The organism is Arthrobacter melezitosi (assembly GCF_054511055.1).
Genome location: NZ_JBTNDJ010000004.1, coordinates 67131 through 88370, shown reverse-complemented (window position 1 = coordinate 88370; position 21240 = coordinate 67131). Strand labels below are relative to the sequence as shown.

Sequence of the window (21240 nt, the reverse complement as noted above, 5' to 3'; positions counted from 1 at the left end):
GCCGGTTACGGAATCTGGCGTTCCTGCCAGACCTCGGGGTAGCCCGGGAGGTCGGTGCCGCCGAACTTGGCGTAGTGGCCGTCCGGCATGCCCTCGTTCGAGGCAAGGAAGTCGGCCCGTTCCTCTTCGGGGATGGGGGTCTGCGGGAGCACCCATTCCTTGGGCACCTCCTCGCCGGCGAAGATCCTCTCGACGGCCAGCAGCGGGGTGCGCCACTGGAAGTTGGAGTAGACGGGCGCGAGTCCGGTGAGCCCTGTCTCCTCCCACTTGCGCAGGAAGCTCATCTCGTCCTCGCCGGTCATGACCGGGTAGTCCTTCCCGGCGTCCTCGAAGGCCTCGATGGCCGCGACGGCGCCGTCGCCGGCGTCCATCCACACGCCCTGCACGTCGCCGGTGGCCAGTTCGTCCGAGATGATCTTCTTGATCTCGGTCGGGTCGGCCCCGGTGAAGTAGTCGGTGGCCTCGATGCCGTTTTCCTCGAAGATCTTCTCGGCGGCCGCCCAGCGCTGCTCGAGCACGTCGACGCCGGGGAGGATCCGCAGGGCCACGACCTTGTCGCCCTCCGAGAGGTTGTCTACGAGGAATTCGGCGGTGTCGATGCCCCAGGCGAAGCCGCCGATCGGGTGGATGAAGGTCGTGGCGCAGTCGGTCTCCACGCCGCGGTCGAAGACGATGACGGGCTTCCCGGTCTCGCAGGCGCGTTCGACGGCCGGGGTCATGGCCGCCGTGGAGTTGGGCGAGATGATGAAGGCGTCGCAGTTGCCCTCGGCGATGAAGTAGTCGATGTCGGCGATCTGGGTGTTGTCGTCGTCCTGCGCGTCCCGGGTTTCCATTTCGGAGATCACGCCCTGGTCCTGGAGCACCTTGAGCTGTTGGTTCATGGTGATCCAGCCGGTCTGGCGCCACGGGTTGGAGATCGATGCGTTGGCGAAGCACACCTTCTTGGCGCCCTCGGAGGCGAATCCCGAGGTGTCGGTCATTTCACCGTCGAGGTACTGCAGCCACGGCTGCTCCGGGTCGCCGGTGAACGACGCGGAGCGCTGCTCGGACTGGGTGTCGTACGCCTCCTGGTTGAACCACTCGTCGCCTCCCTCCTCGGCCGGGGTGGCGGGGGCTTCCCCGGCCCCGGTTTCGGCGGCCGGCGGGTCCTCGATGGACTGATCGGTGGTGCAGGCGGTCAGGGCGAGCAACGTCGCGGCTGCGACCGCCGTGACCTTTGACTGGATGCTTCGGCGCATCATTTTCCTCCCTCATTGGTGCCCGTTGCGGGCGGCTGTGCAATTGCCTTCTGCTTTTCGTGGGTGGCGCTCGACGCCCCTCGCCTCCGGCGCTCCCAGGTGCGCGCTCCGGCCGCGACGGCGGCGACGATGATGAAGCCCTGGACGGTGTCCCGCCAGGTCGATTCGACGCCGGCGAAGTTCAGCAGCGTGAAGAGCATCTCCAGGGCGAACGCCCCGGCCGCCGCGGAGAGCACCCAGCCCCGCCCGCCGCCCAGGACCACCCCGCCGAGGACGACGGCGGTGATCGCCGTGAACTCGTAGCCGCGCCCCACCGAGGGGTGCACCCCGGCGTAGCCGACGAGGATGATGCCGGCGACCGTGGCCGCGAGGGAGGAGAGCATGAAGGCGCGGGTGCGGATCCACCACACGCGCGCTCCGGTCAGGGCGGCGGCGCGGGCGTTGTCACCGACGGCCATCAGCGTGCGCCCGTAGGGCCGGCGCATCAGCCAGAACGCTCCCGCGGCCGTGGCCAGGAGGATCAGCACCGGGTAGGGCAGGATCTCGAGCACCGGAATGCCCTCGATGCCGCCGCGGCCGATCTGGCGGAAGCTGTCGGCCGGGTTCCCGGTGGCGGCGCCGCCGGTCCAGTAGAGCACCAGGCCCAGCAGGGCGAGCATCATCCCGAGGGTGACGATGAAGCTTGGGATCCTCAGCAGCGTCGTGACGAGGCCGTTGATCAGGCCGATGAGGGCGCCGAAGACGAGCATCAGGAGCAGCACGGGAAGGACTTTCGCGTCGTCCTGGCCGATCAGGTTCCCGGCGATGATGACCTGGGCGGTGACGACCGAGCCCATGGAGAGGTCGAATTCACCCGAAACGATCACGAAGTACTGGCCGATCGCGGCGATGGCGATCGGGGCGGTGCGGCCGATGAAGCGGATGAGCGAGCCCGGCTCCCCGAAGGACGGGTTGACGGCGATCACCGCGGCGAGCAGGACCAGCAGCAGGATGAAGACGGCGCCTCCCGGTGTGCGCATGCCGCGCAGCAGGCGGTCCTTCAGCGGCGAGCGGTCCCCGCGGAGTTCGGCCTTCCGGTCCGTGGTGAGGGTGCTCATGCGGGCACCTCCTGCCGTGCCGAAGTGGTTTCCCGCGCGGAGTCGTCGAAGCGGGCCGGCCGGCTGATGACCCTGCGCCCGGCGTACACCGCGACGGCGGCGACGATGACGATGCCGCGCACCACGTCCTTGAGGAACGGGTTGATCTGCATCACGCTCATGATGTTGTCGATCATGGCGAAGATAAGGACGCCCCCGAGGGTCCCGATCAGCGATCCCTTCCCGCCGGCGAGCAGGGTCCCGCCGAGGACGACGGCGGCGATCGAGAGCAGGTCGTAGCCGCCCTGGGTGCCGATGGTGGGGCTGCCGACGCCGAGCCGTGCCGCGAGCAGCAGCCCGGCCATCCCGGCCAGGACGGAGCAGATGAGGTGGGCGGCGATGATGGGGGTGCTGGTGCGGATGCCCGACATGCGGGCCACGTTGAGGTCCCCTCCGACGGCGTACATCGAGTGCCCGAGCCGGGTGCGGTTCAGCACCAGCAGGACGACGGCGGCGCAGGCGAGCATAATCAGGGTGGAGATGGGCACGGGCCCAAGGCCCGTCGCCCCCACGAGCCGGAAGGCCAGCGGCGCCTGGCCGGAACTGCCCTTGTAGTTGGTGGCGAGGTAACCGCTGATGATCAGGCCGGTGCCGAGGGTGGCGATGAAGCCGTGGACCTTCAGCCCGGAGACCACGAGGCCGTTGACCAGGCCGATGAGGGCCGCCACGGCGAGTGCGAGGAGGACGCCGGGGATGATGTTGCCTGCCTGGTTGGCCATGACCCCGGCCGCGAGGAGGCTGCTGAGGCTCACCACGTAGGGCACCGACAGGTCCAGGCTTCCCACGAGGATCACCAGGGTCTGCCCGATGGCGATGAAGCCGAGGACGCTGGTGCCGGTGAGGATCGAGGAGACGTTGCCGGCGCTGAAGAAGTTGCGCCCGGCGGCGGCCACCAGGATGGTTCCGGCGATGATCGTCAGCAGCACCACGAGGTAGACGATGTGGGTCGAGGTGAGCCGTGAGGTGATTTTCATGGAAGTACCGTTTCGCTCCGCGCCCCGGTGGCAAGTTGAAGGACCTGTTCCTCGCTGGCGCCCGCCGGCAGTTCACCGGCGATCCGCCCGTCGCGCATCACGACGATCCGGCTGCTCATCCCGAGCAGTTCCGGCAGTTCGCTCGAGACCATGAGCAGCGCCTTGCCTTCGGCGGCGAGTGCCCGCATGAGGTTGTAGACGGCGAGTTTCGCGCCCACGTCGATGCCGCGCGTCGGTTCATCGAGCAGGACCACGAGCGGGTCGATGGCGAGCCATTTGGCCAGCACCACCTTCTGCTGGTTCCCGCCCGAGAGGTACTGCACCTCCTGGTCGAGGTCCCGCGCGACGACTTCCAGGGAGGAGAGGATGCCGGGGGTGCCGGCCCGTGCCTCCGGGGTGCGGGACGGGAACACCGAGCGGATCACGCCGAGGGCGTTGTTGAGGATCGACTGGTTGAGGCTCAGGCCCTGCGCCTTGCGGTCCTCGGTGATCAGCGCAACGCGCCGGCGGATGGCCTGCCGGGGGGAGGCGGCCTCAAAGGGCCGGCCGTCCAGCTCCATCCGGCCCCGGCTGAAGGGCGCGGCCCCGAAGACCGCCTCGACGAGTTCAGTGCGCCCCGACCCCTGCAGTCCGGCCACACCGACAATTTCCCCGGCCCGCAGGCTCAGGTCGATGGAGTCGAGCTGGTGGTTTCCGCCGCCGCTGATCGTCAGCAGCGGCTTGCCGACCGTGGTGCCCGGGTGCTCATCGGGGTAGTAGGCCGCGATGGGCCGGCCGACCATCATGCGCACCAGGGCGGCGTCGTTGAGGTCCGAGGCAGGACTTGTGCCCACGACCCGCCCGTCCTTCAGCACGGTGATGGTGTCGCAGAGGTCGAAGATCTCCTTCAGCCGGTGCGAGACGTAGAGGATGGCCGTCCCGCGTTCCTTGAGCCTGCGGACGATCGTGTAGAGGAGGTCGACCTCGGCTCCGGCCAGTGCGGCCGTCGGCTCGTCCATGGAAATGATGCGGGCGTCGTAGCTGACGGCCTTGGCGATCTCGACGATCTGCTGCTGGGCCACCGAGAGCGAACTGACCGCCGCCGTGGGACGGATGTTGCCGATCCCCAGCTGTCCGAGCAGCTCCGCCGTCCGTGAGTTCATCGCCTTGATGTCGATGAACGGGCCCCTGCGCGGTTCCCGGCCCAGGTAGATGTTCTCCGCCACGGTGCGGTCGGGCAGCAGGTTGAACTCCTGGAACACCGTGGACAGGCCCGCGAGGTGGGCCTGGGTGGGGTGGTGGAATTCCACCGGCTCGCCGTCGATCTCGATGGTTCCGGCGTCGCGCTGGTAGACCCCGGCCAGCAGCTTCATCAGCGTCGACTTGCCGGCCCCGTTCTCGCCGACGAGTCCATGGACCTCCCCGGCGTGCAGCTCAAGCTCCGCTTCCTGGAGGACCGGCACCCCAAAGAAGGCCTTCGACAGGCCGGTCACACGGAGCACCGGCCGCTGCTCGATCGCGTTCATGCACTCACTGTGACAGAGGCCACAACTTCTGTCGATACTCGTTCAAAAGTCTTCTACTACTTGGTCGATACCTGCTCGAGTGACGATTGAAAGCCGGCGTGCTTTACTGAACGCGTGTCATCTTTCCCAGCGCCCCCATGGACGGGAGCCCGGCCCTCTACGCTTCCCGCGCCGGGGGCCAGCCAGGTCTTCCAACTGCTTCGGGATGGGCAGCCGCGCACGCGCGCCGAACTGGCACAGCTCACGGGCCTCGCCCGCTCCACCGTCGCCTCGCGCGTCGACACCCTGATCCGGCTCGGGCTCGTGGCCCCGTACGGCGGGGCCGTCTCCACCGGAGGGCGTCCGCCGTCGCTGTTCGCCCTGAACCCCGGAGCGCGGGTGGTCATCGGCGCGGACATCGGCGCGACCCACGCCCTGGTGGTCCTCAGCGACCTCTCCGGCACCGAACTGGAGAGCGAGCGGGCTGACCTCCTCATCGCCGACGGCCCCGAATGCGTCCTGGGCTGGCTCGCGGATACGATCGGCGCGCTCCTCGCCCGGGGCGGCCGCAGCGTCTCCGAACTCGCCGCGATCGGCATTGGGCTGCCGGGGCCGGTCGAGCACGAAACGGGCCGGCCGATCAACCCGCCCATCATGCCCGGGTGGGACCGCATCGACGTTCCCGCCCTCGTCCAGCGCAGCTTCCCGGTCCCAGTGCTCGTGGATAACGACGTCAACATCATGGCGCTGGGGGAGCAGCGGTTCCACTGGCCCGACACCACCGAATTCATGTTCATCAAGGTCGCCACCGGCATCGGGGCCGGGATCATCTCCAGCGGCTCCCTCCAGCGCGGAGCGCAGGGCACCGCGGGGGACCTCGGCCATGTCCGGGTGCCCCGCGGCGGGGAGGTCTGGTGCCGCTGCGGCAACACCGGCTGCCTGGAGGCACTGGCCGGCTGGCCGGCGCTCGCCGCCGCCCTCACCGCGGAAACCGGGAAGACGCTTGCCTCGAGCGAGGACGTCATCCGGCTGGTCCGATCCGGTGACAGCACCGCCATCCAGGTGATCCGCCAGGCCGGCCGGGACATTGGAGACGTCCTGGCGACCTGCGTGAACCTGACCAACCCCTCGGTCATCGTGATTGGCGGCAGCCTCGCCCAGGCCGGGGAGCACCTCCTGGCCGGGATCCGGGAGGTGGTGTACCGCAGGTCGCTGCCGCTGGCCACCGAACACCTTCGGGTGGTGCCCTCCCTCGCCGGCCAGCGGGCCGGCGTGCTGGGCGCCGCGACGATGGCGATCACCCACGTGCTCTCTCCGGAGGCGATCGAGGCGGCGAGCGCGTCCATCACCTGATCCGCACCGGGAAACGAAAAAGGGTGTCTTCGTCAGCCGTGGTTTGGTCCAATTAACTATCCATGGGGGCCTGAGCGCGGGAGGAAGAGCACATGCATCAGCCCAGGGTCCTTTCCCTCATCCTGGCCGGCGGTGCCGGTGGCCGGCTGGGTGTCCTGACCGACAACCGGGCAAAGCCGGCGCTTCCCGTCGGCGGCACCTACCGGATGATCGACATTCCCCTCTCGAACCTGCACAACAGCGGATTCGCCGATGTGTGGATCGTGGAGCAGTACCAGCCCAAATCGATCAACGACCACCTCGCCAGCGGCCGGCCGTGGGACCTTGACCGCACCAATGGCGGGCTTCGGGTGCTGCCGCCCTTCCAGGGCAACGATGGCGAGGGATTCGCCGAAGGCAACGCCGATGGGATCTTCCGGCAGGCCGACTACATCCGCGAATACGCCCCGGACCTCGTGCTCGTCCTCAGCGCCGACCACCTGTACCGGTTGGATTACCGGGACGTGGTGCAGGCCCATTCGGACTCGGGGGCGGTGCTGACGATGGTGACCACCCGCTTCGACGGCGACGCTTCCCAGCACGGGGTGGTGGAGGCCGAGAACGGACTGGTCACGGGGTTCCAGTACAAACCGGACCGGCCCGCGACCGATATCGTCACGGCGGAGGTCTTCCTTTACGACACCTCGGCGCTGCTGGACACCCTTGAAATGCTCCACGCCAAAGACGGCGAACTTCAGGACTACGGCCACCAGCTCGTGCCCTACCTCGTGGAGAACGCCAAGGTCGCCGAGCACCGGCTTGAGGGCTACTGGCGGGACCTCGGGCGCCCCGAAAACTACCACCGGGCGCACATGGACCTGGTGGACGGCCGGGGCTTCGCCTTCGACGACCCGCAGTGGCCGATGCTCACCGGTGCCCCGCGCCGGATGCCGGCGTTCGTCACCGCCGGCGCGCAGGTCGAGGATTCCCTCCTGTCCCCGGGCTCGACGGTGCACGGCCGGGTGGTCCGCAGCGTCATCGGCCCCGACACCATCGTCGAGGCCGGGGCCGTCGTGCGGGACTCGGTGCTGCTCGAGGGCGTGACCGTCGCCGCCGGAGCCCGGCTCACGCGCACCATCGTGGATGCCGGGGCGGCCATCGGGCCGGACCGCACGATTGACGGCACGGAGGGCCTCATCACGGTCGATGGGGCCGGGCAGGAACACTCCTGATCCGATCGGTGTCCGTGCTCCGGCCCCTGCCGGGGTGCGCGCCGGGCCCGCTGTTCGCCGGGGCGACGGCGAGCACCACCAGGGCCGCACCGATGGCTGCCAGGCCGGCCCACCCGGTCGGGGTCAGGTGTTCCCCCACCACGACGACGGCGAGGACCGCGGCGACCGCCGGCTCGCTGAGCGTGAGCGTGGTGGCCGTGCTGGGCCGCACCCGCGTGAGGCCGTAGCCGAAGAGCAGGTAGCCCAGGAACATGGGCACCAGCGCCATGTAGGCCGCAACGGCGAACGCCTGCCCGGAAGCGAGCAGCGGTGCGCCGGTGGCCAGCAGGACCGGCAGCAGGAGGGCCCCGCCCGCGCCGAACACCGCGCCCATCGAGGCGGCCCGCCCCACTCCATGGACCATCAGGCGGTGCACCACCCAGGAATAGAGGGCATACGTGGCGCCGGCGACCAGGCCGAGCGCAATGCTTCCGGCCAGCGGGACGGCGCCGGCGGGCGAGCCGTCCATGCGGGACAGGCACAGCAGGACGCTTCCCACGGTGCCCAGCGCCGCGGCGAGCATCCACCAGCGGCTGAGCGCACGCCCCTCGAGCACCCGCTCGAGCACCCCCGAGGCCAGCGGGGCCGAGGCCAGCGACACCACGGTGCCGATCGCCACCCCGCCCAGGTGCATCGAACTGTAGAACGCCAGCGGGTAGAGCGCGACGGACACCGCGCCGGCGGCAACCAGGGGGCCGTGGCGGCGGAGTGCGCCCGACGAGCGGCGAAGCGCCGGGACGGCGATCACCGCCTGAAGCAGCCCGCCGATCCCCAGGGCGGCCGCGCCGATCGCCAGGGGACCGGCATCGGGGGCGAAGGTCGCCGCCGTGCCGGTCGTGCCCCACAGGAACGAGGTCACGAGGATGGCTCCCGCCCCCAGTGACAGGCCGCGGCTCATCGGCCCACCCGGCCGGCGGTCCCGGCAGTGTGGGCATGGGGTCGTGGATTGTTCACCGGCGGCTCCGCATCCCGGGGGAGGGAACCCGGGAGGCCAGCTTATCCTTCGGCGTCGATCTTCCTCGCGGTAAGCAGCAGGTACTCCCACTCCATCCGCAGCGGCGCGCCCTCCTCTGCGGTGTTGGCGCCGCCGGCCAGTTCGACCAGGGCCTTGTCCAGGGCACCCACCTTGTCCTGGTCGTCGGCGATGAATTTGTACACCGAGATCGTCGGTCCGTAGAAGTCCTTGAAGTAATGAAGGAACTCCTCCGGCCCGGCGAACTTATCGATGACCACCGTCTGGGTCAGCGCGCGGACGTCGGTGACGTGCGCGCCCAGGAGCTCCTGGACGTGGTCCTCGCTTCCCCACAGGGGTGGCGGCTGGGCGCCGGGCGGGGGCGGGGGAGCGAACGGCTTCATGGTGGCGAACATCCTCCCGATGAACCCGCTGGGGGTCCAGCTCAGCAGGCCGATGGTGCCGCCCGGCCGGCACACCCGAACCAGCTCGTCGGCGGCCGCCTGGTGGTGCGGTGCGAACATCACCCCCACGCAGGACATCACGACGTCGAATTCGTTGTCGGAAAAGGGCAGCGCCTCGGCGTCGGCTTCCCGCCATTCGAGAGCGGCGCCCCGGGCCGCGGCGTGGTCGCGGCCGGCGTTGAACAGCTCGGGGGTGAGGTCGCCGGCGATCACCTCCGCGCCCATCATGGCCGCCGGGATGGCCGCGTTGCCCGCACCGGCTGCCACATCAAGGACCCGCTGCCCGGGCCGGATTCCGCTCGCTTCGACGAGGACCGCTCCGAGCTCGGAGATGAGGTCGCTGGCGAGGGTCGGGTAGTCGCCCTGGGCCCACATCGCCCGGTGCTTCGCCTTGAGCGCCCGGTCCGCTTCGGACTTACTTGTCACGTTCTCCATCTCGGTGCCCCTCTGCTGTTCGGGTCGGGTGGCAGCGCGCTGTCGAAGCAGTGGAGGCTGGTATGCGAGCTATTCTGCGCGCGGCGGAGCGGGGTTGTAAAGGCGCGTACGGCGACCCGCGACCCCGCCCCCGCGCCTCAGCCGCCGACCGCGACCCGCGCGCCGCTCTCCTTCGCCGGGAAGGCCGGGGGATGGACGCCCGCCATCTCCTCCATGACCCGGACCACCTGGCAGCTGTAGCCGAACTCGTTGTCGTACCAGACGTACAGCACGAGGAACGTCTCATTGGCAATGGTGGCCAGGCCGTCGACGATTCCGGCGCGTCGTGAGCCGACGAAGTCGGTGGAGACGACTTCCGGGGAGTCGATGTAGTCGATCTGCTTGCGCAGCTCCGACTGCAGCGACATCTCGCGCAGGTAGGCGTTCACCTCCTCCTTCGTCGTCCCGGTGCGCAGGGTGAGGTTGAGGATCGCGATGGAGACGTCCGGGGTGGGGACCCGGATGGAGCTGCCGGTCAGCTTCCCCTCGAGTTCGGGCAGCGCCTTGGCCACGGCCTTCGCCGCCCCGGTCTCCGTGAGGACCATGTTCAGCGCCGCCGACCGGCCCCGCCGGTCCCCGCGGTGGAAGTTGTCGATAAGGTTCTGGTCATTGGTGAAGGAGTGGACCGTCTCGACGTGGCCGTGCACCACGCCGAACCGGTCGTTGACGGCCTTCAGGACCGGGGTGATCGCGTTCGTGGTGCACGATGCCGCCGTGATGATGGTGTCGTCGTCGCTGATGGTGCCGTGGTTGATGCCGTGGACGATGTTCTTCAGCGTGCCCTTGCCCGGGGCGGTCAGCAGCACCTTCGCCACGCCCTTGCTGCGCAGGTGCTGGGACAGTCCCTCGGCGTCGCGCCAGCGGCCGGTGTTGTCCACCACGAGCGCGTCGTGGATGCCGTACCGGGTGTAGTCGATGGTTGCGGGATCGTTCGAGTAGATCACCTGGATGGGGATCCCGTTCGCGGTGATGGTGTCGGTCTCTTCGTCCACCTGGATCGTCCCCTCGAAGGACCCGTGGACCGAGTCGCGCCGCAGCAGGCTCGCCCGCTTGGTGAGGTCGTTGTCCGCACCCCGGCGGACGACGACGGCGCGCAAGCGCAGGCCGTGCCCGCCACCGGCCTTTTCGATGAGCAGCCGGGCGAGCAGCCGGCCGATGCGGCCGAAGCCGTAGAGGACGACATCGGTGCTCGTCCTCTCGTCGCGGCCGCCCTTCCCGACGACGTCGGCCAGTTCGTCCCGGAGGAAGACCTCGAGCGAGCGGTCCCCGCCCTCGAGGTCGTATTTCAGGCGCAGCCTCGCGATGTCGATGGCCGCGGCGCCGAGGTCGAGGCGGGAGAGGATCTCGAGCATCGGCAGGGTGTCCTCGAGCCGGAGTTCCTCGGTGCTGATCCGCCGGGCGAAGCGGTGCGCCTTGAGGATGTTCATCGTGGATTTATTGATCAGGCTGCGGCCGTGGATGCTCGTGACCACGTTGTTCGTGCGGTACAGGCGGCCGATCAGCGGAATCATCGCCTCGGCAAGCGCCTCGCGGTCCATCCAGGTCCCGCGGCTCGTGGTCGGATCGTGGTGCGTCAACTGTGTCCCTCACTGCGCCGGGAGCACCGGCGCGTACTCATCCAGCCGGATGGGACGCAGGAATAGCGCCAGGCACCGTCGACTGGTCGTTTAGCCCATTACACCGCTTCCGGTGCGTGCCGGCCAACTCCTTGGGGGGCCGGGGCGCGCCGCGTGCGCCGCTGGACGTCTGTGCCGCCGGCGTGCGGACCGGATTCCGGCGGCCCGGGTGCGCAGGATTTGCGCATTTTCGGCCCACCGGGTTTGCTGCGGGACTTCCCGCCCTTAGGCTCGTCGGATGGGCTCCTGGGGGACGGAAATTTTTGACAACGACGATGCTTTGGACGTGCGGGGCGACTTCGAAGAACACCTTGCGGAAGGAGCCACTCCGGAGGAGGCCACCGCGAGGATCTGCCGGGATTTCGGTCTTGACGATGACGCCGCGGACTCCCGCGGCGCTGACGACAACAATGCGTGGCTGGCCCTTGCCGCGGTGCACCACGGGAGCGGGTATTCGTCCCGGGAGGTGGTCGCCCGGGCCCTTGCCATCATCGAATCCCGCGATGAACTCGAGCGGTGGTTCGAGGAGGACCGTCCGGCGCGCGCCGCAGCGCTCGCCGGGTTTGGGCGGGCCCTGCAGGATGCCACCCCCGGCGTTCGGCCCCAGCGGACGTCGTCCTTCCGGGAGCGGGTAAGGCGGCTGCGGCGGATGCCGTGGTGGGCCCGTCTGGTGGTGGCGGCCCTGATCGCCGTCGGGTTTTTCCTGCTCCTGCGGGTCTTGGTGCCCTCGGTCTTCGCCGTCGCGATGTGGCCGCTGTTCGCGTTCGCGGCCTATACGGGCCGGACGATCCGGCACCGGTTCATTGTGCCGGGCGGCCCGGCCAAAAAGGTTGACACAGGCAATTAGTAACGGTTGACTCAGGACATCACATCCGCTCCTTGGGGAGGAACACCATGATGTCATCCGGAAAATTCGCCGCCCTCTCGCTGGCCGTCCTGCTCACCACCGGGACAACGGCTCCGGCCTACGCCGTGGGCGAGGGACCCGGCTACGGCGGCCATGAGACAGTCAACACGTCCATCCTTCGCTCCTACGACGAGGTCGTCGCGGAGCTCAAGGACCAGGACGCCCGCCAGCCCGCGCTGGAGCTTGAAGTGATCGGGCAGTCCGTCAAGGGCCGGGACCTGTATCTCGCCAAGTACATCTCCAATCCGGACAATCCCACGATCCTCTATCTGACGCAGCAGCACGGGAACGAGCAGCTCACCACCGAGGGCGCGCTCGAATTCATCAAGCACCTGGGAACCGGGAAGTCCCGCGAGGTCCTCGGGGGCGTGAACGTCCTGGTGGTGCCGATGCTCAATCCCGACGGAGCGATGGGGGACGTCAACTTCCCACTCGATGGCTACATCGCCGACGGGGGACGGACGTTGACGCGGGCCAATGCCAACGGCGTGGACCTCAACCGCGACCACGTGAACAAGTTCCAGCCCGAAACCCAGGCGCTCCACAACAACGTGATGCGCGCCTACGACGTCGATTACATGATCGACCTGCACCACCAGGGGACGCAGAGCGAACGGGACGGGCAGCTGGTCTCGGGCTCCATCCTCTACCCGACCACCGCCAACGTTGAGCCGGCGGTGCTTGAGGGGTCCAAGCGCCTTGGCTCCGTCGTGTTCGACGCGGTCGACTCCACCGGGTGGGGGCATCTGGGCCGGTACGTCGGAGGAACGGCCGAAACCATCAGCCGCAACGGGATCGCCGTGGAGTACGGCATCTCGACGCTGCTCTTCGAAATGCGCGGCATGTCGGACAACACCGCCGAGTCGGCGGTGTTGGGCCAGAAGAGCAACGGCTACCTGATCCGGCAGACCGTCGTCACGCTCGAAGCCACGGCACGTGCCATCGCCGACGGCTCAATCAACACCGCCGACACCTCCTTCTGGGACACCCTCGCCGAACAGACCACCCGGGGGACCGAGTAGGCGCGGCCTTCCGCCGGCGGTCACGGCCCCTGCCGTGACCGCCGGTTCCCGGGCGGTCGTCAGGGGCGCCGGACGGCGGTGTTCCGCCCCCGCCCGCGGTGCAACGCCCGCCGCCGGTTAGAGCGTCGCCGCTGCGAACCGCTTCCCGTCGGAGTTCTCGATCATGACGGCCCGAACCTTGGCGGGGTCGAAGATCGCGCTTCCGGCGATGGCCGTGCCTTCGACGGCGCCCTTCTCGGAGATGACCCAACTCCCGGCGATCTCCCGGCTCCCGTCGAGGCCCTCGACGATGAGCCGGCACCGTTCCCCCGCCGGAATGCCGGTCACTGCGGCATTGACCTTGACGAACCCGGCCGCCGGCTGCACGCTCACGGTGAGGCGCGCGCCGGTGGTCAGGTACGCCGCGCGGACCACCATCCAGCTCACGGCGGGTCCGGCGGCCGGTACCGCCGTCACGGATGCGGAGGGGTTTTCCCTCTACCGTTTCGACAATGACACAGCCAATCCGTCGGCGACTACCTGTGTCGGTGACTGTGCAGTGAAGTGGCCACCCCTCTTGGTTGACGCCACCGCCAAAATCTACACTGAGAACCTCGACGCGGGCCTGGTCGGCTACGTCGAACGTCCTGACGGGACCTGCCAGGTGACTCTTGGCGGCTGGCCCGTCTACTACTTCGCCGGGGACACAGCCCCGGGCGACGCGCTCGGCCAGGGCATTGGGGGCACCTGGTTCACGGTCGATGGTGCCGGCAGGAAGGCGGCCCCGACGGCCGCGCCGTCGGAGGTTCCGGGCTACTGACCCGGCACCCCGGGCAGCCGCATCCAATTTTCCTTTCCGACCGTAAACCGGCAGGACATCCGAGACGGCCCACCCGGCCGCGTGCGTGCTGCCGAAGGACCCAGGAGACCAATGTGACCGCAGCACAAGATTCAGCCGCCACCCGTCCGACGCTGGCGGTCGCCGGCGAGAGCGCCTACGCCGCCGCCACCGCCAGTTACAACCTTGCCGTGGACGTCAGCCCGCAGTTCGCGGCGACGGCCACCACCGTCCCCGAGGTTCAAGCACTCGTTGCGGCGGCGGCCGCGCAGAACCTAGCGGTGCGGGTGCATGCCACCGGACATGCCGCCGCCTCAACGCGGGAGTACGGGCCGGACGAGGTCCTCATCCGGGTGCGGCTGGAAGGCGGCGTTACGGTGGACCCGGAGGCCAGGACGGCGGTGATTCCCGCAGGCGCGGTCTGGGCCGAAGTGCTGGCCGCCTCCGCCCCCCACGGCCTGGTTCCGCTGCACGGATCCTCCCCCACCGTCGGGGCTATCGGGTACCTGCTGCGCGGCGGGCTGAGTTTCTACGGCAGGCGGTACGGCATCGCCTCAAACTCGGTCACCTCGATCACGCTCGTCACCGCGGATGGCGCCCTCGTCACAGTGGACTCCGACAACGACAGGGAACTGTTCGACGCCCTGCGCGGCGGGGGTGGGGGGTTCGGCGTCGTCGTCTCGGTGACGGTGTCCCTGTTCGCGGCGGACACGGTCTTCACCGGGGCGGCCTTCTGGCCGGTCGCCGAGGCACCGTTCCTCCTGCAGGCCTGGGAGGAGTGGGCCGAAACCGCCCCACCGGAGGCCTCCACTGCGTTCCGCGTGATGACCCTGCCGCCCCTGCCCGGGGTTCCACCCCAGCTCACGGCGGGCCCGGTCGTCTGCATTGACGGAGCAGTCCTCGACGGGAAGGGGCGCACCGGGGCCGCGATCGCCGCGGACCTGCTGGAGCCACTCCGCCGGCGGGCCGAGCCGCTCCTCGACACCTGGCACCCCGGGACCCCGCCGGAGGTGCCGGCCACCCACATGGACCCGCCGGAGCCGATACCGTTCCAGACCGACCACCAGATGCTGACAACCCTTGGCGCCGCCGGTCGCGAGGCGCTGCTGTCGATCGCCGGCACCGCCGCCGGAGCGGACCTCATGATCGTCGAGCTGCGCCAGCTCGGCGGAGCCCTGGCCGAGGCGGACCCACGAGGAGGCGTCGTGAATTCCCTGCCCGGTGCATACGGGTCACTCAGCGTGGGCGTGCTGGCCGGCCCGGACGCCGCGGCCCGTGTGGCATCCCAGCTGGCGGGGCTGCGTGCCGCGCTCGGCCCGTGGGACACCGGCCGGACGGCTCCAAGCTTCGTGGACCGCTTCGATACGCCGCAGGAGTCCTTCGATGCCGCGGTGGCAGCGCGGGTCGAGGCGGTCCGCCGTCGGGTGGACCCGCAGGGGATGTTCGACCGCGATGCGTCATCTGCTGTGCCGGCGGGGGCGGCCGGAGGATAATTTGATGGCATGAACGCACCCTTCCGGTACGAGGTGGAGGTCCTGCACCTGCTCGTTTCACCGGGTCACGCCTACTTCGGCCGCGCCCGCGAAGGAGTGGCGGACGTCCCCACGACGGACGCCGACCGGGTGGAGCTCGTGGCCGGCAAGGGGATCGTGGGGGACCGGTTCTTCGGCAAGGCCGCCCATATGGATGCCGCCGTCACGCTGCTGGCGGTCGAGGCCCTCGACGCCATCGCCGATGAACTGGGGGTGGGGCACTTCGACCCGCTCCTTCCGCGGCGCAATGTGGTGCTCCGCGGCGCCCAGCTCGCCCCACTGGTGGGGGAGGAGTTCACGCTGGAATCCCGCGGTGAAAGCGTGCGGCTGCGCGGTGGGAGGCCCGCCAACCCCTGTGTCTGGATGGACCGGGTGATGGCCCCCGGCGTCCACGCCGCGATGCGCGGGCGTGGAGGCATCCGCTGCCAGGTGGTCGCGGATGGCCTGCTGCACCGCGGACCGGCCGTGCTGGTCAGCCCCGTCCCGCTGGAACCGGAGCAGGCGCATGTCGCGGTGATGCGGCGGGCCATCCGGCTGCCCTGACCTCCCTGTCGCGCCGGAGCCGCCTGCCGGCCCGGATCGACCCCTCCGCCGTCGGCCGTCCAGCACTGGACAGGTTAGGCTGTGGCCTGTCCACCGGTACGCGGTGCCGTCCGGGCGTCCGGGCACGACGGGAGGAGCCGGCATCATGGGAAAGGTCCAGGTGATTGCGCACCGCGGCGCGTCCGCGGAGGCCCCGGAGAACACCCTGCCGGCCATCGACCTCGCCGTCGAGCACGGCGCGGATTTCGTGGAGATCGACGTACGCCGGACCCTCGACGGGGAGCTGATCGTCATCCATGACCCCACCCTGGAGCGCACCACCGATGCTGCCCGGGTCTTCCCCGGCCGCGCCCGGTACGACGTCGCCGGGTTCACCCTCGCCGAAATCCGCTCCCTGGACGCGGGGAGTTGGTTCGGGCCCGCCTTCGCGGGCGTCCGGGTCCCCACCCTGCGCGAGGTCCTCGGGGTGCTCGCAGGCCGGGCGGGCCTGCTGCTCGAGGTCAAGGACCCCGCCGCCGCCCCGGGAATCGCCGCTGACCTCCGGAGAGTGCTCGAGGCCGCGGGCTGGCTGGGGGAGCAGCCGGCCGGGCGGCTGGTGGTGCAGTCCGCCGACTGGAATTTCGTGAACGCCTTCCACCTCCTCCTGCCGGAGGTCCCCGTGGGCCTGCTCGGCGGGCCGCCGCCCCAGCCCGAGCTGGACGGCGCGGCGGGCTGGGCGCACTGCATCAACCCGAAGAACACCAAGGTCACCGCCGACCTGGTCCGCCGCGTCCATCGCGGCGGGATGGAGCTGTGGCCCTACACCGTCGACACTCCCCGCCGCATGCGCGAATTGATCGCCCTGGGGGTGGACGGCGTCATCACCAACCGTCCTGCGCTCCTGGCGGAGGTCGCGGCCGCCGGGCCGGTTCTGGGCAGGCTCCGCCGATGGTGGCAGCGATTCCGGCTGATCAACAAGGCTTCCAAGTGAGGCCACCGGGCGCGTAGCAGCGGGGTCCGTTATAGCCCGGATAGGGATTCGCGGGCGCCGGGGCAGGGGCAGGGGCGGGCACATAGGGCGCCGGAGCCGGTGGGAGGTTCGCGATCCTGTCTCGTTCCGCCGCAGCCGCGACCTCCGCTGCAATGCGCTCGGCCTCCGCTGCAGCAGCCGCGGCCGCAACTCGTTCCGCCTCCGCGATCCGGTCGGCCTCCTGCTGGCGCTTTGCCGCGGCGTTCGCTTCAGCGGCCTCCTTGACCTTCTGAGCAGCCTGGGCTTCCGCGTGGGCGAACTCCCGTCCGGCATCTTCCCTGGCGCGCAGCTCCGACTCTGCGGTATTGATTGCAGCGGTCAGGTCGGTGGTTAGGGAACGGGCCTTGGCACTGCCGAGGGCGAGCCAGAGCACAGATTTTTTCTCCAGCGCGAGAGTTTCCTGTACGGCCTTGGCGGTGGCCAAGGCCGTGGCCAGACCAGCTGCCGCCGCTGCTGCTGTCGCCGCGGTTCCGCCCACCGGCACCGCGGTCGCCCCGGCTAGAGCCTCCGTTGCATCCGCCACCTGGGTGGAAAGAGAACATTCAGTCTGCGCGCTGTGCAATCCTGCACGATCTGTCTTGGCTTCGCGGAGCGCAGCTTCAACCTCGTCGAGGTACTTCCGGTTCGGCTCGAACACCACGGGTACGCCGAGCCCTTGGCGGGCAATTTCGGCATTAACCAAAGTCCGGTCCGTCAGAAATACTGCTGCCAATGTACGGCCGTACCGGTCCTCCCGCTCCACATCGAAGTCCAGGCCTACCTGCGTGCCTGGCGGTGTCAACTCCTTGAGGAATTCTGTCGCCTCGGGACCAAGGCACTCAACCGGCTTGTCTGGGTGCTTAGTCTCGGGGGTGTCGATATTTAGGAGGCGGACGGTTTTTTCATCACCGCCCACCTCGATGACAAGCGTGTCTCCATCGATGACGCGAACGACATTGCCGGCTTCCGCATCGGGAGAGTCAGAGCAGCTGGTCAGTCCGCCCACCAAGGCTGCGGTGACCACCCCCGCGACGAAAAGCCTGCGCCGGCCAACCGGATATACCACTGCTCTACCCCCACCATTTTCATTTCTCGTGTCTTTTGGCTGCGCCGAATCGGCCCCCGCCACCGTGTGGAGCCGCTGATATGCGCTCGCCACGCATTTCCGCCCCAGAACACGGCAGATTGAGTGTACCGGTACAACCGCCGTCGAATGAGAACCCTCCGTGCGACGCCGGACGGTGAGGCTTTAGCTTGGCTTATAGGCTAAACCGGTGAGTGAAACCCTCCCCGGAAACCGGCAGCTCAGCCGCAGCATCCTCCGCCTGGCCGTGCCCGCGCTGGGCGCGCTCATCGCCGAGCCCCTGTTCCTGCTGGCTGACTCCGCCATCGTCGGGCACCTGGGCGTCGCCGAGCTCGCCGGCGTCGGCCTCGCCTCCACCGTCCTGCAGACCGGGGTGGGGCTGATGATCTTCCTCGCCTACTCAACCACCCCGGCCGTGGCCCGCCTCCTCGGCGCCGGCCGGCGCGAGGAAGCCCTCGCCGCCGGGCGCGATGGCATCGGCCTGGCTGTGCTCCTGGGCGTCGTGCTGTCCGCCGCCGGCTGGATCTTCGCCCCGGCGCTTACCGCCGGACTGGGGGCACGGGGTGAGGTGCACGCCTTCGCCGTCGACTACCTCCGCTGGTCCATGCCCGGGCTCACCGCGATCCTCGTGGTCCTGGCCGCCACCGGGGTGCTGCGCGGCCTGCAGGACACCCGGACGCCGCTGATCGTCGCCGCGGTGGGCTTCGGGGTCAACATCGTGCTGAACCTGGTGCTCGTGTACGGCGCGGGACTGTCCGTCGCCGGGTCGGCCCTGGGCACCAGCATCACCCAGTGCGGAATGGCTGCGGCCTTTCTGGCGATCATCTTCCGGTCCACCCGCGCCGGCGCGGTGCCGCTGCGGCCGTCCTGGCGCGGCGTGCGCTCCACCGCCACCGTCGGTTCCTGGCTGATGCTGCGCACGCTCAGCCTGCGCGTCGCCATCCTGGCCACGGTCTTCGTCGCCACCGCGCAGGGGCCGGTCTCCCTCGCGGCCCACCAGCTGGTCATGACGGTGTTCACGTTCCTCGCCTTCGCCCTCGACGCCCTGGCGATCGCGGCCCAGGCGCTGATCGGGAAGGAACTCGGGGCCGGGAACAGGGCCCTCGCGGGCGCCCTGACCCGGCGGATGATCGTGTGGGGCGTCGGGTTCGGGGTGCTCACCGGCGTTCTGCTGGCCGTGGCCGCGCCCTTCACCGGCTGGATCTTCACCCCGGATGAGTCGGTGCAGGCGGCCTTCGCCGCCGGCCTCTGGGTGCTTGCGGCGGCCCAGCCGGTGTGCGGGCTGGTGTTCGTGCTCGACGGCGTCCTGATCGGCGCCGGCGACGCGCGCTACCTCGCCCTCGCCGGGGTCCTCAACCTCATCGTCTACCTGCCGCTGCTCGCCTGGCTGCACGGCACCGGGCTCACCGGGAGTGCCGGCCTGGTCTGGCTGTGGGCCGCCTTCGCCCTCGGCTACATGGCGGCGCGGGCCGGCACGCTGGGCTGGCGCGTGCGCAACGACGCATGGATGGTCACCGGCCCCGGAGGGAGTGCGGCCTGACCTGCGGCCCGGTGCCGCCCGGACCACCCGGACGCACCGCGCCCCGGGAACCCGGTGAGCGCCCGGCCGGGAACGCCGTAAACTAGGGGAGGCGCTTCTGCTGAACGTGGAAGCCCCAACCATTTCTGCACCACCGGAAGGATTGACAGTGGCCAAGAGCCAACCGGGACATCCCGGCCAGGGCACAGAGCGCCTCGGCGTGAAGGGACCCCTCGTCTTTTCGGCGGTCCTCGCGGTCGTCGCCGGCGCCGCCACCACGGTCTTCGCCACCGGCGGGGGCAGCAGGGTTCTCCGCGTGGACCTTGGCATGACGGCGGCCGGCATCGCCTTCATCGTGTCCCTGGTCATCTGCGCGATGCTCATGATCTCCGCCAAGCCCAACCCCGAACACCTGGGCAAGGGCTCCGGGGTGAACCGATCCTCGGCCGCGGCCGGCGCCCCGGGCGCCTCCGGCGGCGCTCCAACCAGGAGCGACTCCGAGGACGCGGCGGGCGAGCCCCGCTACGGGCAGCGCAGCTCCGGGACGCCCGAAAACTAAGGGCACCAACGATGCGGGACGGGGCCCACCGGTGACGCGCCGCGGCATTAGCGTGCTGGCCGTCCTCGCCGGTGCCCTTGCCCTCGCGGCAGGCCTGTTCTTCAAGCCCTGGCTGCTGTTCGTGGACACGCGGATCGACGACGCCATCCCGCAGGTCGCCCAACCCCTCGACTCCGGCAAAGCGCGGCCGGTGCCGGCTTCTGCCGCCCCGGCACGGCCCGGCACCCCGGATGCCGCTAAAAGCCCGGAGGCAGTGACGACCCCTCCGGCGCAGCCGCGTCAGCTCAGCGCCGGCACCTTCATCAGCCACGAGCACCCAACGACGGGCGCCGTGGCAATCATCGAGCAGCCCGACGGCAGCCGCCTGCTGGCCATCACCGGCCTTGATACCACGACCGGTCCCGACGTCCATGTCTGGCTGAGCGCCGCGGACGTCGTCGAGGGGCGCGACGGCTGGTACACCGCAGGCGGTGCCGATTACGTCGACCTGGGCCCGATCAAGGGCAACCAGGGGAACCAGCTCTACGACATCCCCCCGGAGGTCGACCTTTCCCGGTATGAAGCCGTCGACCTGTGGTGCGTCCAGTTCGGCGTCTCCTTCGGTGCCGCACAACTCCGATCCTGACGCCCTCAGCACCAGGAGTTCTCGTTACAACCGCCGGGACTAAGCGGGGGACGCCCTCGGGTCAGGCTCCCGCCCGGCGCGCCCGGTAGGCCTTCACATGGGTCCGGTTGGCACAGTTTCCGGTGTCGCAGAACCGTTTGGAGCGGTTGCGGCTGAGATCAAGGACCACGGCGGCACAGTCCTCCGCCGCGCAGCTGCGCAGCCTGTCGAGCTCATGGCTGCGGATGACGTCGGCGAGGGCCATGGCCGCCTCGGTGGCCATCCGGTCCGCGAGGGGCGCCTCGGGGCCCGTGGCGTGCAGATGCCAGTCCCAGTGGTCGTGGCGCACCAGCTGCGGCAGTGCGCGTGCCCGGCGCAGGATCCGGTTGACCCGCTCGACGGCGTCCTCCTCGGAGGCATGCCAGATGGCCTCCAGTTCGGTGCGGAGCGCGCGCACGTCGTCGAGCTCGCCCGGGGTGTGGGTGCGCGAGCCGGAAAACTGCTGGGCGGCGAGGAAGACATCGAGGTCGCGCAGCGACGAGAGTGCGTCCGGGGCCTCCCGTGCTGTGTTGATCAGTGCCGCGGCCGACACCAGCGCAACCTCCGTGTCATATGCGAAAGACATCTTGACCCCTGACTATCCGGCCCATTACTGTCACGACCATAACCATATTTTGGTCATTACACCACGGGGAGACCCGATCTTCCCGCAGGGCGTTACGTG

21 protein-coding genes and 1 pseudogene are annotated in these 21240 nt (G+C 69.6%); 12 read left to right on the top strand and 10 right to left on the bottom strand.

The genetic code is table 11. From position 1 onward, the window contains the following. Positions 1 to 5: 5 nt before the first annotated feature. The 4 genes from ACX80W_RS06445 to ACX80W_RS06430 are packed head-to-tail and all read right to left on the bottom strand — an operon-like array spanning position 6 to position 4853. Positions 6 to 1238 (bottom strand): substrate-binding domain-containing protein, encoded by a 1233-nt coding sequence (locus ACX80W_RS06445; protein ID WP_459281518.1) that lies wholly within the window; start codon positions 1236 to 1238, stop codon positions 6 to 8. Continuing rightward, positions 1238 to 2335, bottom strand: coding sequence for an ABC transporter permease (locus ACX80W_RS06440; protein ID WP_459281516.1), 1098 nt, complete (start codon positions 2333 to 2335; stop codon positions 1238 to 1240). Before ACX80W_RS06440 ends, ACX80W_RS06445 begins: the two co-directional genes overlap by 1 nt. Further along, a complete protein-coding gene (locus ACX80W_RS06435; protein WP_459281514.1) occupies positions 2332 to 3348 on the bottom strand; it encodes an ABC transporter permease in 1017 nt (338 codons plus the stop codon). Before ACX80W_RS06435 ends, ACX80W_RS06440 begins: the two co-directional genes overlap by 4 nt. Continuing rightward, positions 3345 to 4853, bottom strand: coding sequence for a sugar ABC transporter ATP-binding protein (locus tag ACX80W_RS06430; protein ID WP_459281513.1), 1509 nt, complete (start codon positions 4851 to 4853; stop codon positions 3345 to 3347). Before ACX80W_RS06430 ends, ACX80W_RS06435 begins: the two co-directional genes overlap by 4 nt. 114 nt (positions 4854 to 4967) lie before the next feature. On the opposite strand from ACX80W_RS06430, the gene ACX80W_RS06425 reads away from it, so the two are divergent. Together ACX80W_RS06425 and ACX80W_RS06420 are read left to right on the top strand one after the other, a co-directional pair. Further along, positions 4968 to 6185 (top strand): ROK family protein, encoded by a 1218-nt coding sequence (locus ACX80W_RS06425; RefSeq protein WP_459281511.1) that lies wholly within the window; start codon positions 4968 to 4970, stop codon positions 6183 to 6185. A gap of 92 nt (positions 6186 to 6277) precedes the next feature. Continuing rightward, a complete protein-coding gene (locus ACX80W_RS06420; protein WP_459281509.1) occupies positions 6278 to 7396 on the top strand; it encodes a glucose-1-phosphate adenylyltransferase family protein in 1119 nt (372 codons plus the stop codon). On the opposite strand, the gene ACX80W_RS06415 is transcribed toward ACX80W_RS06420, so the two are convergent. The 3 genes from ACX80W_RS06415 to ACX80W_RS06405 all read right to left on the bottom strand — a co-directional run bounded on the left by ACX80W_RS06415 (position 7362) and on the right by ACX80W_RS06405 (position 10902). Beyond that, on the bottom strand, positions 7362 to 8333 hold the full coding sequence (locus tag ACX80W_RS06415; protein ID WP_459281508.1) for an EamA family transporter: 972 nt from the start codon (positions 8331 to 8333) through the stop codon (positions 7362 to 7364). The two genes, ACX80W_RS06420 and ACX80W_RS06415, sit on opposite strands and share 35 nt — an antisense overlap. A gap of 98 nt (positions 8334 to 8431) precedes the next feature. Beyond that, positions 8432 to 9286 carry a class I SAM-dependent methyltransferase gene (locus ACX80W_RS06410; protein WP_459281506.1) on the bottom strand — a complete coding sequence of 285 codons (855 nt, stop codon included), beginning with the start codon at positions 9284 to 9286 and terminating at the stop codon, positions 8432 to 8434. A gap of 137 nt (positions 9287 to 9423) precedes the next feature. Then, positions 9424 to 10902, bottom strand: coding sequence for a glyceraldehyde-3-phosphate dehydrogenase (locus tag ACX80W_RS06405; protein WP_459281505.1), 1479 nt, complete (start codon positions 10900 to 10902; stop codon positions 9424 to 9426). Between the two features lie 277 nt (positions 10903 to 11179). Here ACX80W_RS06405 and ACX80W_RS06400 point away from each other — a divergent pair, with 277 nt between their 5' ends. Together ACX80W_RS06400 and ACX80W_RS06395 are read left to right on the top strand one after the other, a co-directional pair. Next, complete coding sequence (locus ACX80W_RS06400) at positions 11180 to 11788, top strand: DUF4259 domain-containing protein (protein ID WP_459281503.1); 609 nt, start codon at positions 11180 to 11182, stop codon at positions 11786 to 11788. Between the two features lie 47 nt (positions 11789 to 11835). Beyond that, a complete protein-coding gene (locus tag ACX80W_RS06395; RefSeq protein ID WP_459281501.1) occupies positions 11836 to 12870 on the top strand; it encodes a M14 family zinc carboxypeptidase in 1035 nt (344 codons plus the stop codon). A 117-nt stretch (positions 12871 to 12987) separates the two neighbouring features. Here ACX80W_RS06395 and ACX80W_RS06390 read toward each other — a convergent pair whose 3' ends face one another. After that, on the bottom strand, positions 12988 to 13326 hold the full coding sequence (locus ACX80W_RS06390; RefSeq protein ID WP_459281842.1) for a hypothetical protein: 339 nt from the start codon (positions 13324 to 13326) through the stop codon (positions 12988 to 12990). Between ACX80W_RS06390 and ACX80W_RS06385 the strand changes: the two are divergent. From ACX80W_RS06385 to ACX80W_RS06365, 5 genes and pseudogenes are all read left to right on the top strand, one after another. After that, a pseudogene (locus ACX80W_RS06385) lies at positions 13286 to 13369 on the top strand (hypothetical protein); the annotation flags it as partial. The gene ACX80W_RS06390 and the pseudogene ACX80W_RS06385 overlap by 41 nt on opposite strands. Before the next feature lie 57 nt (positions 13370 to 13426). After that, positions 13427 to 13669 (top strand): COG4315 family predicted lipoprotein, encoded by a 243-nt coding sequence (locus ACX80W_RS06380; RefSeq protein ID WP_459281830.1) that lies wholly within the window; start codon positions 13427 to 13429, stop codon positions 13667 to 13669. A 113-nt stretch (positions 13670 to 13782) separates the two neighbouring features. Then, positions 13783 to 15180: an FAD-binding protein gene (locus ACX80W_RS06375; protein ID WP_459281499.1), complete on the top strand. Its 1398-nt coding sequence runs from the start codon at positions 13783 to 13785 to the stop codon at positions 15178 to 15180. A 9-nt stretch (positions 15181 to 15189) separates the two neighbouring features. Further along, positions 15190 to 15762, top strand: coding sequence for an MOSC domain-containing protein (locus tag ACX80W_RS06370; protein WP_459281497.1), 573 nt, complete (start codon positions 15190 to 15192; stop codon positions 15760 to 15762). A gap of 145 nt (positions 15763 to 15907) precedes the next feature. Further along, positions 15908 to 16732, top strand: a complete 825-nt coding sequence (locus ACX80W_RS06365; RefSeq protein ID WP_459281495.1) for a glycerophosphodiester phosphodiesterase — start codon at positions 15908 to 15910, stop codon at positions 16730 to 16732. On the opposite strand, the gene ACX80W_RS06360 is transcribed toward ACX80W_RS06365, so the two are convergent. Then, entirely contained in the window at positions 16713 to 17774 is a 1062-nt protein-coding gene (locus ACX80W_RS06360; RefSeq protein WP_459281493.1) for a thermonuclease family protein, read from the bottom strand. The two genes, ACX80W_RS06365 and ACX80W_RS06360, sit on opposite strands and share 20 nt — an antisense overlap. A 250-nt stretch (positions 17775 to 18024) precedes the next feature. Between ACX80W_RS06360 and ACX80W_RS06355 the strand changes: the two genes are divergently transcribed. The 3 genes from ACX80W_RS06355 (at position 18025) to ACX80W_RS06345 (ending at position 20537) form a co-directional block, all read left to right on the top strand. After that, on the top strand, positions 18025 to 19374 hold the full coding sequence (locus ACX80W_RS06355; protein WP_459281491.1) for an MATE family efflux transporter: 1350 nt from the start codon (positions 18025 to 18027) through the stop codon (positions 19372 to 19374). Positions 19375 to 19522: 148 nt separating this feature from the next. Continuing rightward, positions 19523 to 19912, top strand: coding sequence for a hypothetical protein (locus ACX80W_RS06350; protein WP_459281489.1), 390 nt, complete (start codon positions 19523 to 19525; stop codon positions 19910 to 19912). A 31-nt stretch (positions 19913 to 19943) separates the two neighbouring features. After that, the gene (locus ACX80W_RS06345) at positions 19944 to 20537 is read left to right on the top strand and encodes a DM13 domain-containing protein (protein ID WP_459281487.1); all 594 of its coding nucleotides are present in this window, start codon (positions 19944 to 19946) and stop codon (positions 20535 to 20537) included. 61 nt (positions 20538 to 20598) lie between these two features. On the opposite strand, the gene ACX80W_RS06340 is transcribed toward ACX80W_RS06345, so the two are convergent. Next, complete coding sequence (locus ACX80W_RS06340; protein WP_459281485.1) at positions 20599 to 21141, bottom strand: CGNR zinc finger domain-containing protein; 543 nt, start codon at positions 21139 to 21141, stop codon at positions 20599 to 20601. Positions 21142 to 21240: the final 99 nt, after the last annotated feature.

Coding starts and splice junctions, on each gene's coding strand:
- ACX80W_RS06415 (WP_459281508.1), bottom strand. CDS start 8,333: ATGAGCCGCGGCCTGTCACTGGGGGCGGGAGCCATCCTCGTGACCTCG.
- ACX80W_RS06395 (WP_459281501.1), top strand. CDS start 11,836: ATGATGTCATCCGGAAAATTCGCCGCCCTCTCGCTGGCCGTCCTGCTC.
- ACX80W_RS06400 (WP_459281503.1), top strand. CDS start 11,180: ATGGGCTCCTGGGGGACGGAAATTTTTGACAACGACGATGCTTTGGAC.
- ACX80W_RS06340 (WP_459281485.1), bottom strand. CDS start 21,141: ATGTCTTTCGCATATGACACGGAGGTTGCGCTGGTGTCGGCCGCGGCA.
- ACX80W_RS06420 (WP_459281509.1), top strand. CDS start 6,278: ATGCATCAGCCCAGGGTCCTTTCCCTCATCCTGGCCGGCGGTGCCGGT.
- ACX80W_RS06445 (WP_459281518.1), bottom strand. CDS start 1,238: ATGCGCCGAAGCATCCAGTCAAAGGTCACGGCGGTCGCAGCCGCGACG.
- ACX80W_RS06410 (WP_459281506.1), bottom strand. CDS start 9,286: ATGGAGAACGTGACAAGTAAGTCCGAAGCGGACCGGGCGCTCAAGGCG.
- ACX80W_RS06435 (WP_459281514.1), bottom strand. CDS start 3,348: ATGAAAATCACCTCACGGCTCACCTCGACCCACATCGTCTACCTCGTG.
- ACX80W_RS06440 (WP_459281516.1), bottom strand. CDS start 2,335: ATGAGCACCCTCACCACGGACCGGAAGGCCGAACTCCGCGGGGACCGC.
- ACX80W_RS06430 (WP_459281513.1), bottom strand. CDS start 4,853: ATGAACGCGATCGAGCAGCGGCCGGTGCTCCGTGTGACCGGCCTGTCG.
- ACX80W_RS06370 (WP_459281497.1), top strand. CDS start 15,190: ATGAACGCACCCTTCCGGTACGAGGTGGAGGTCCTGCACCTGCTCGTT.
- ACX80W_RS06365 (WP_459281495.1), top strand. CDS start 15,908: ATGGGAAAGGTCCAGGTGATTGCGCACCGCGGCGCGTCCGCGGAGGCC.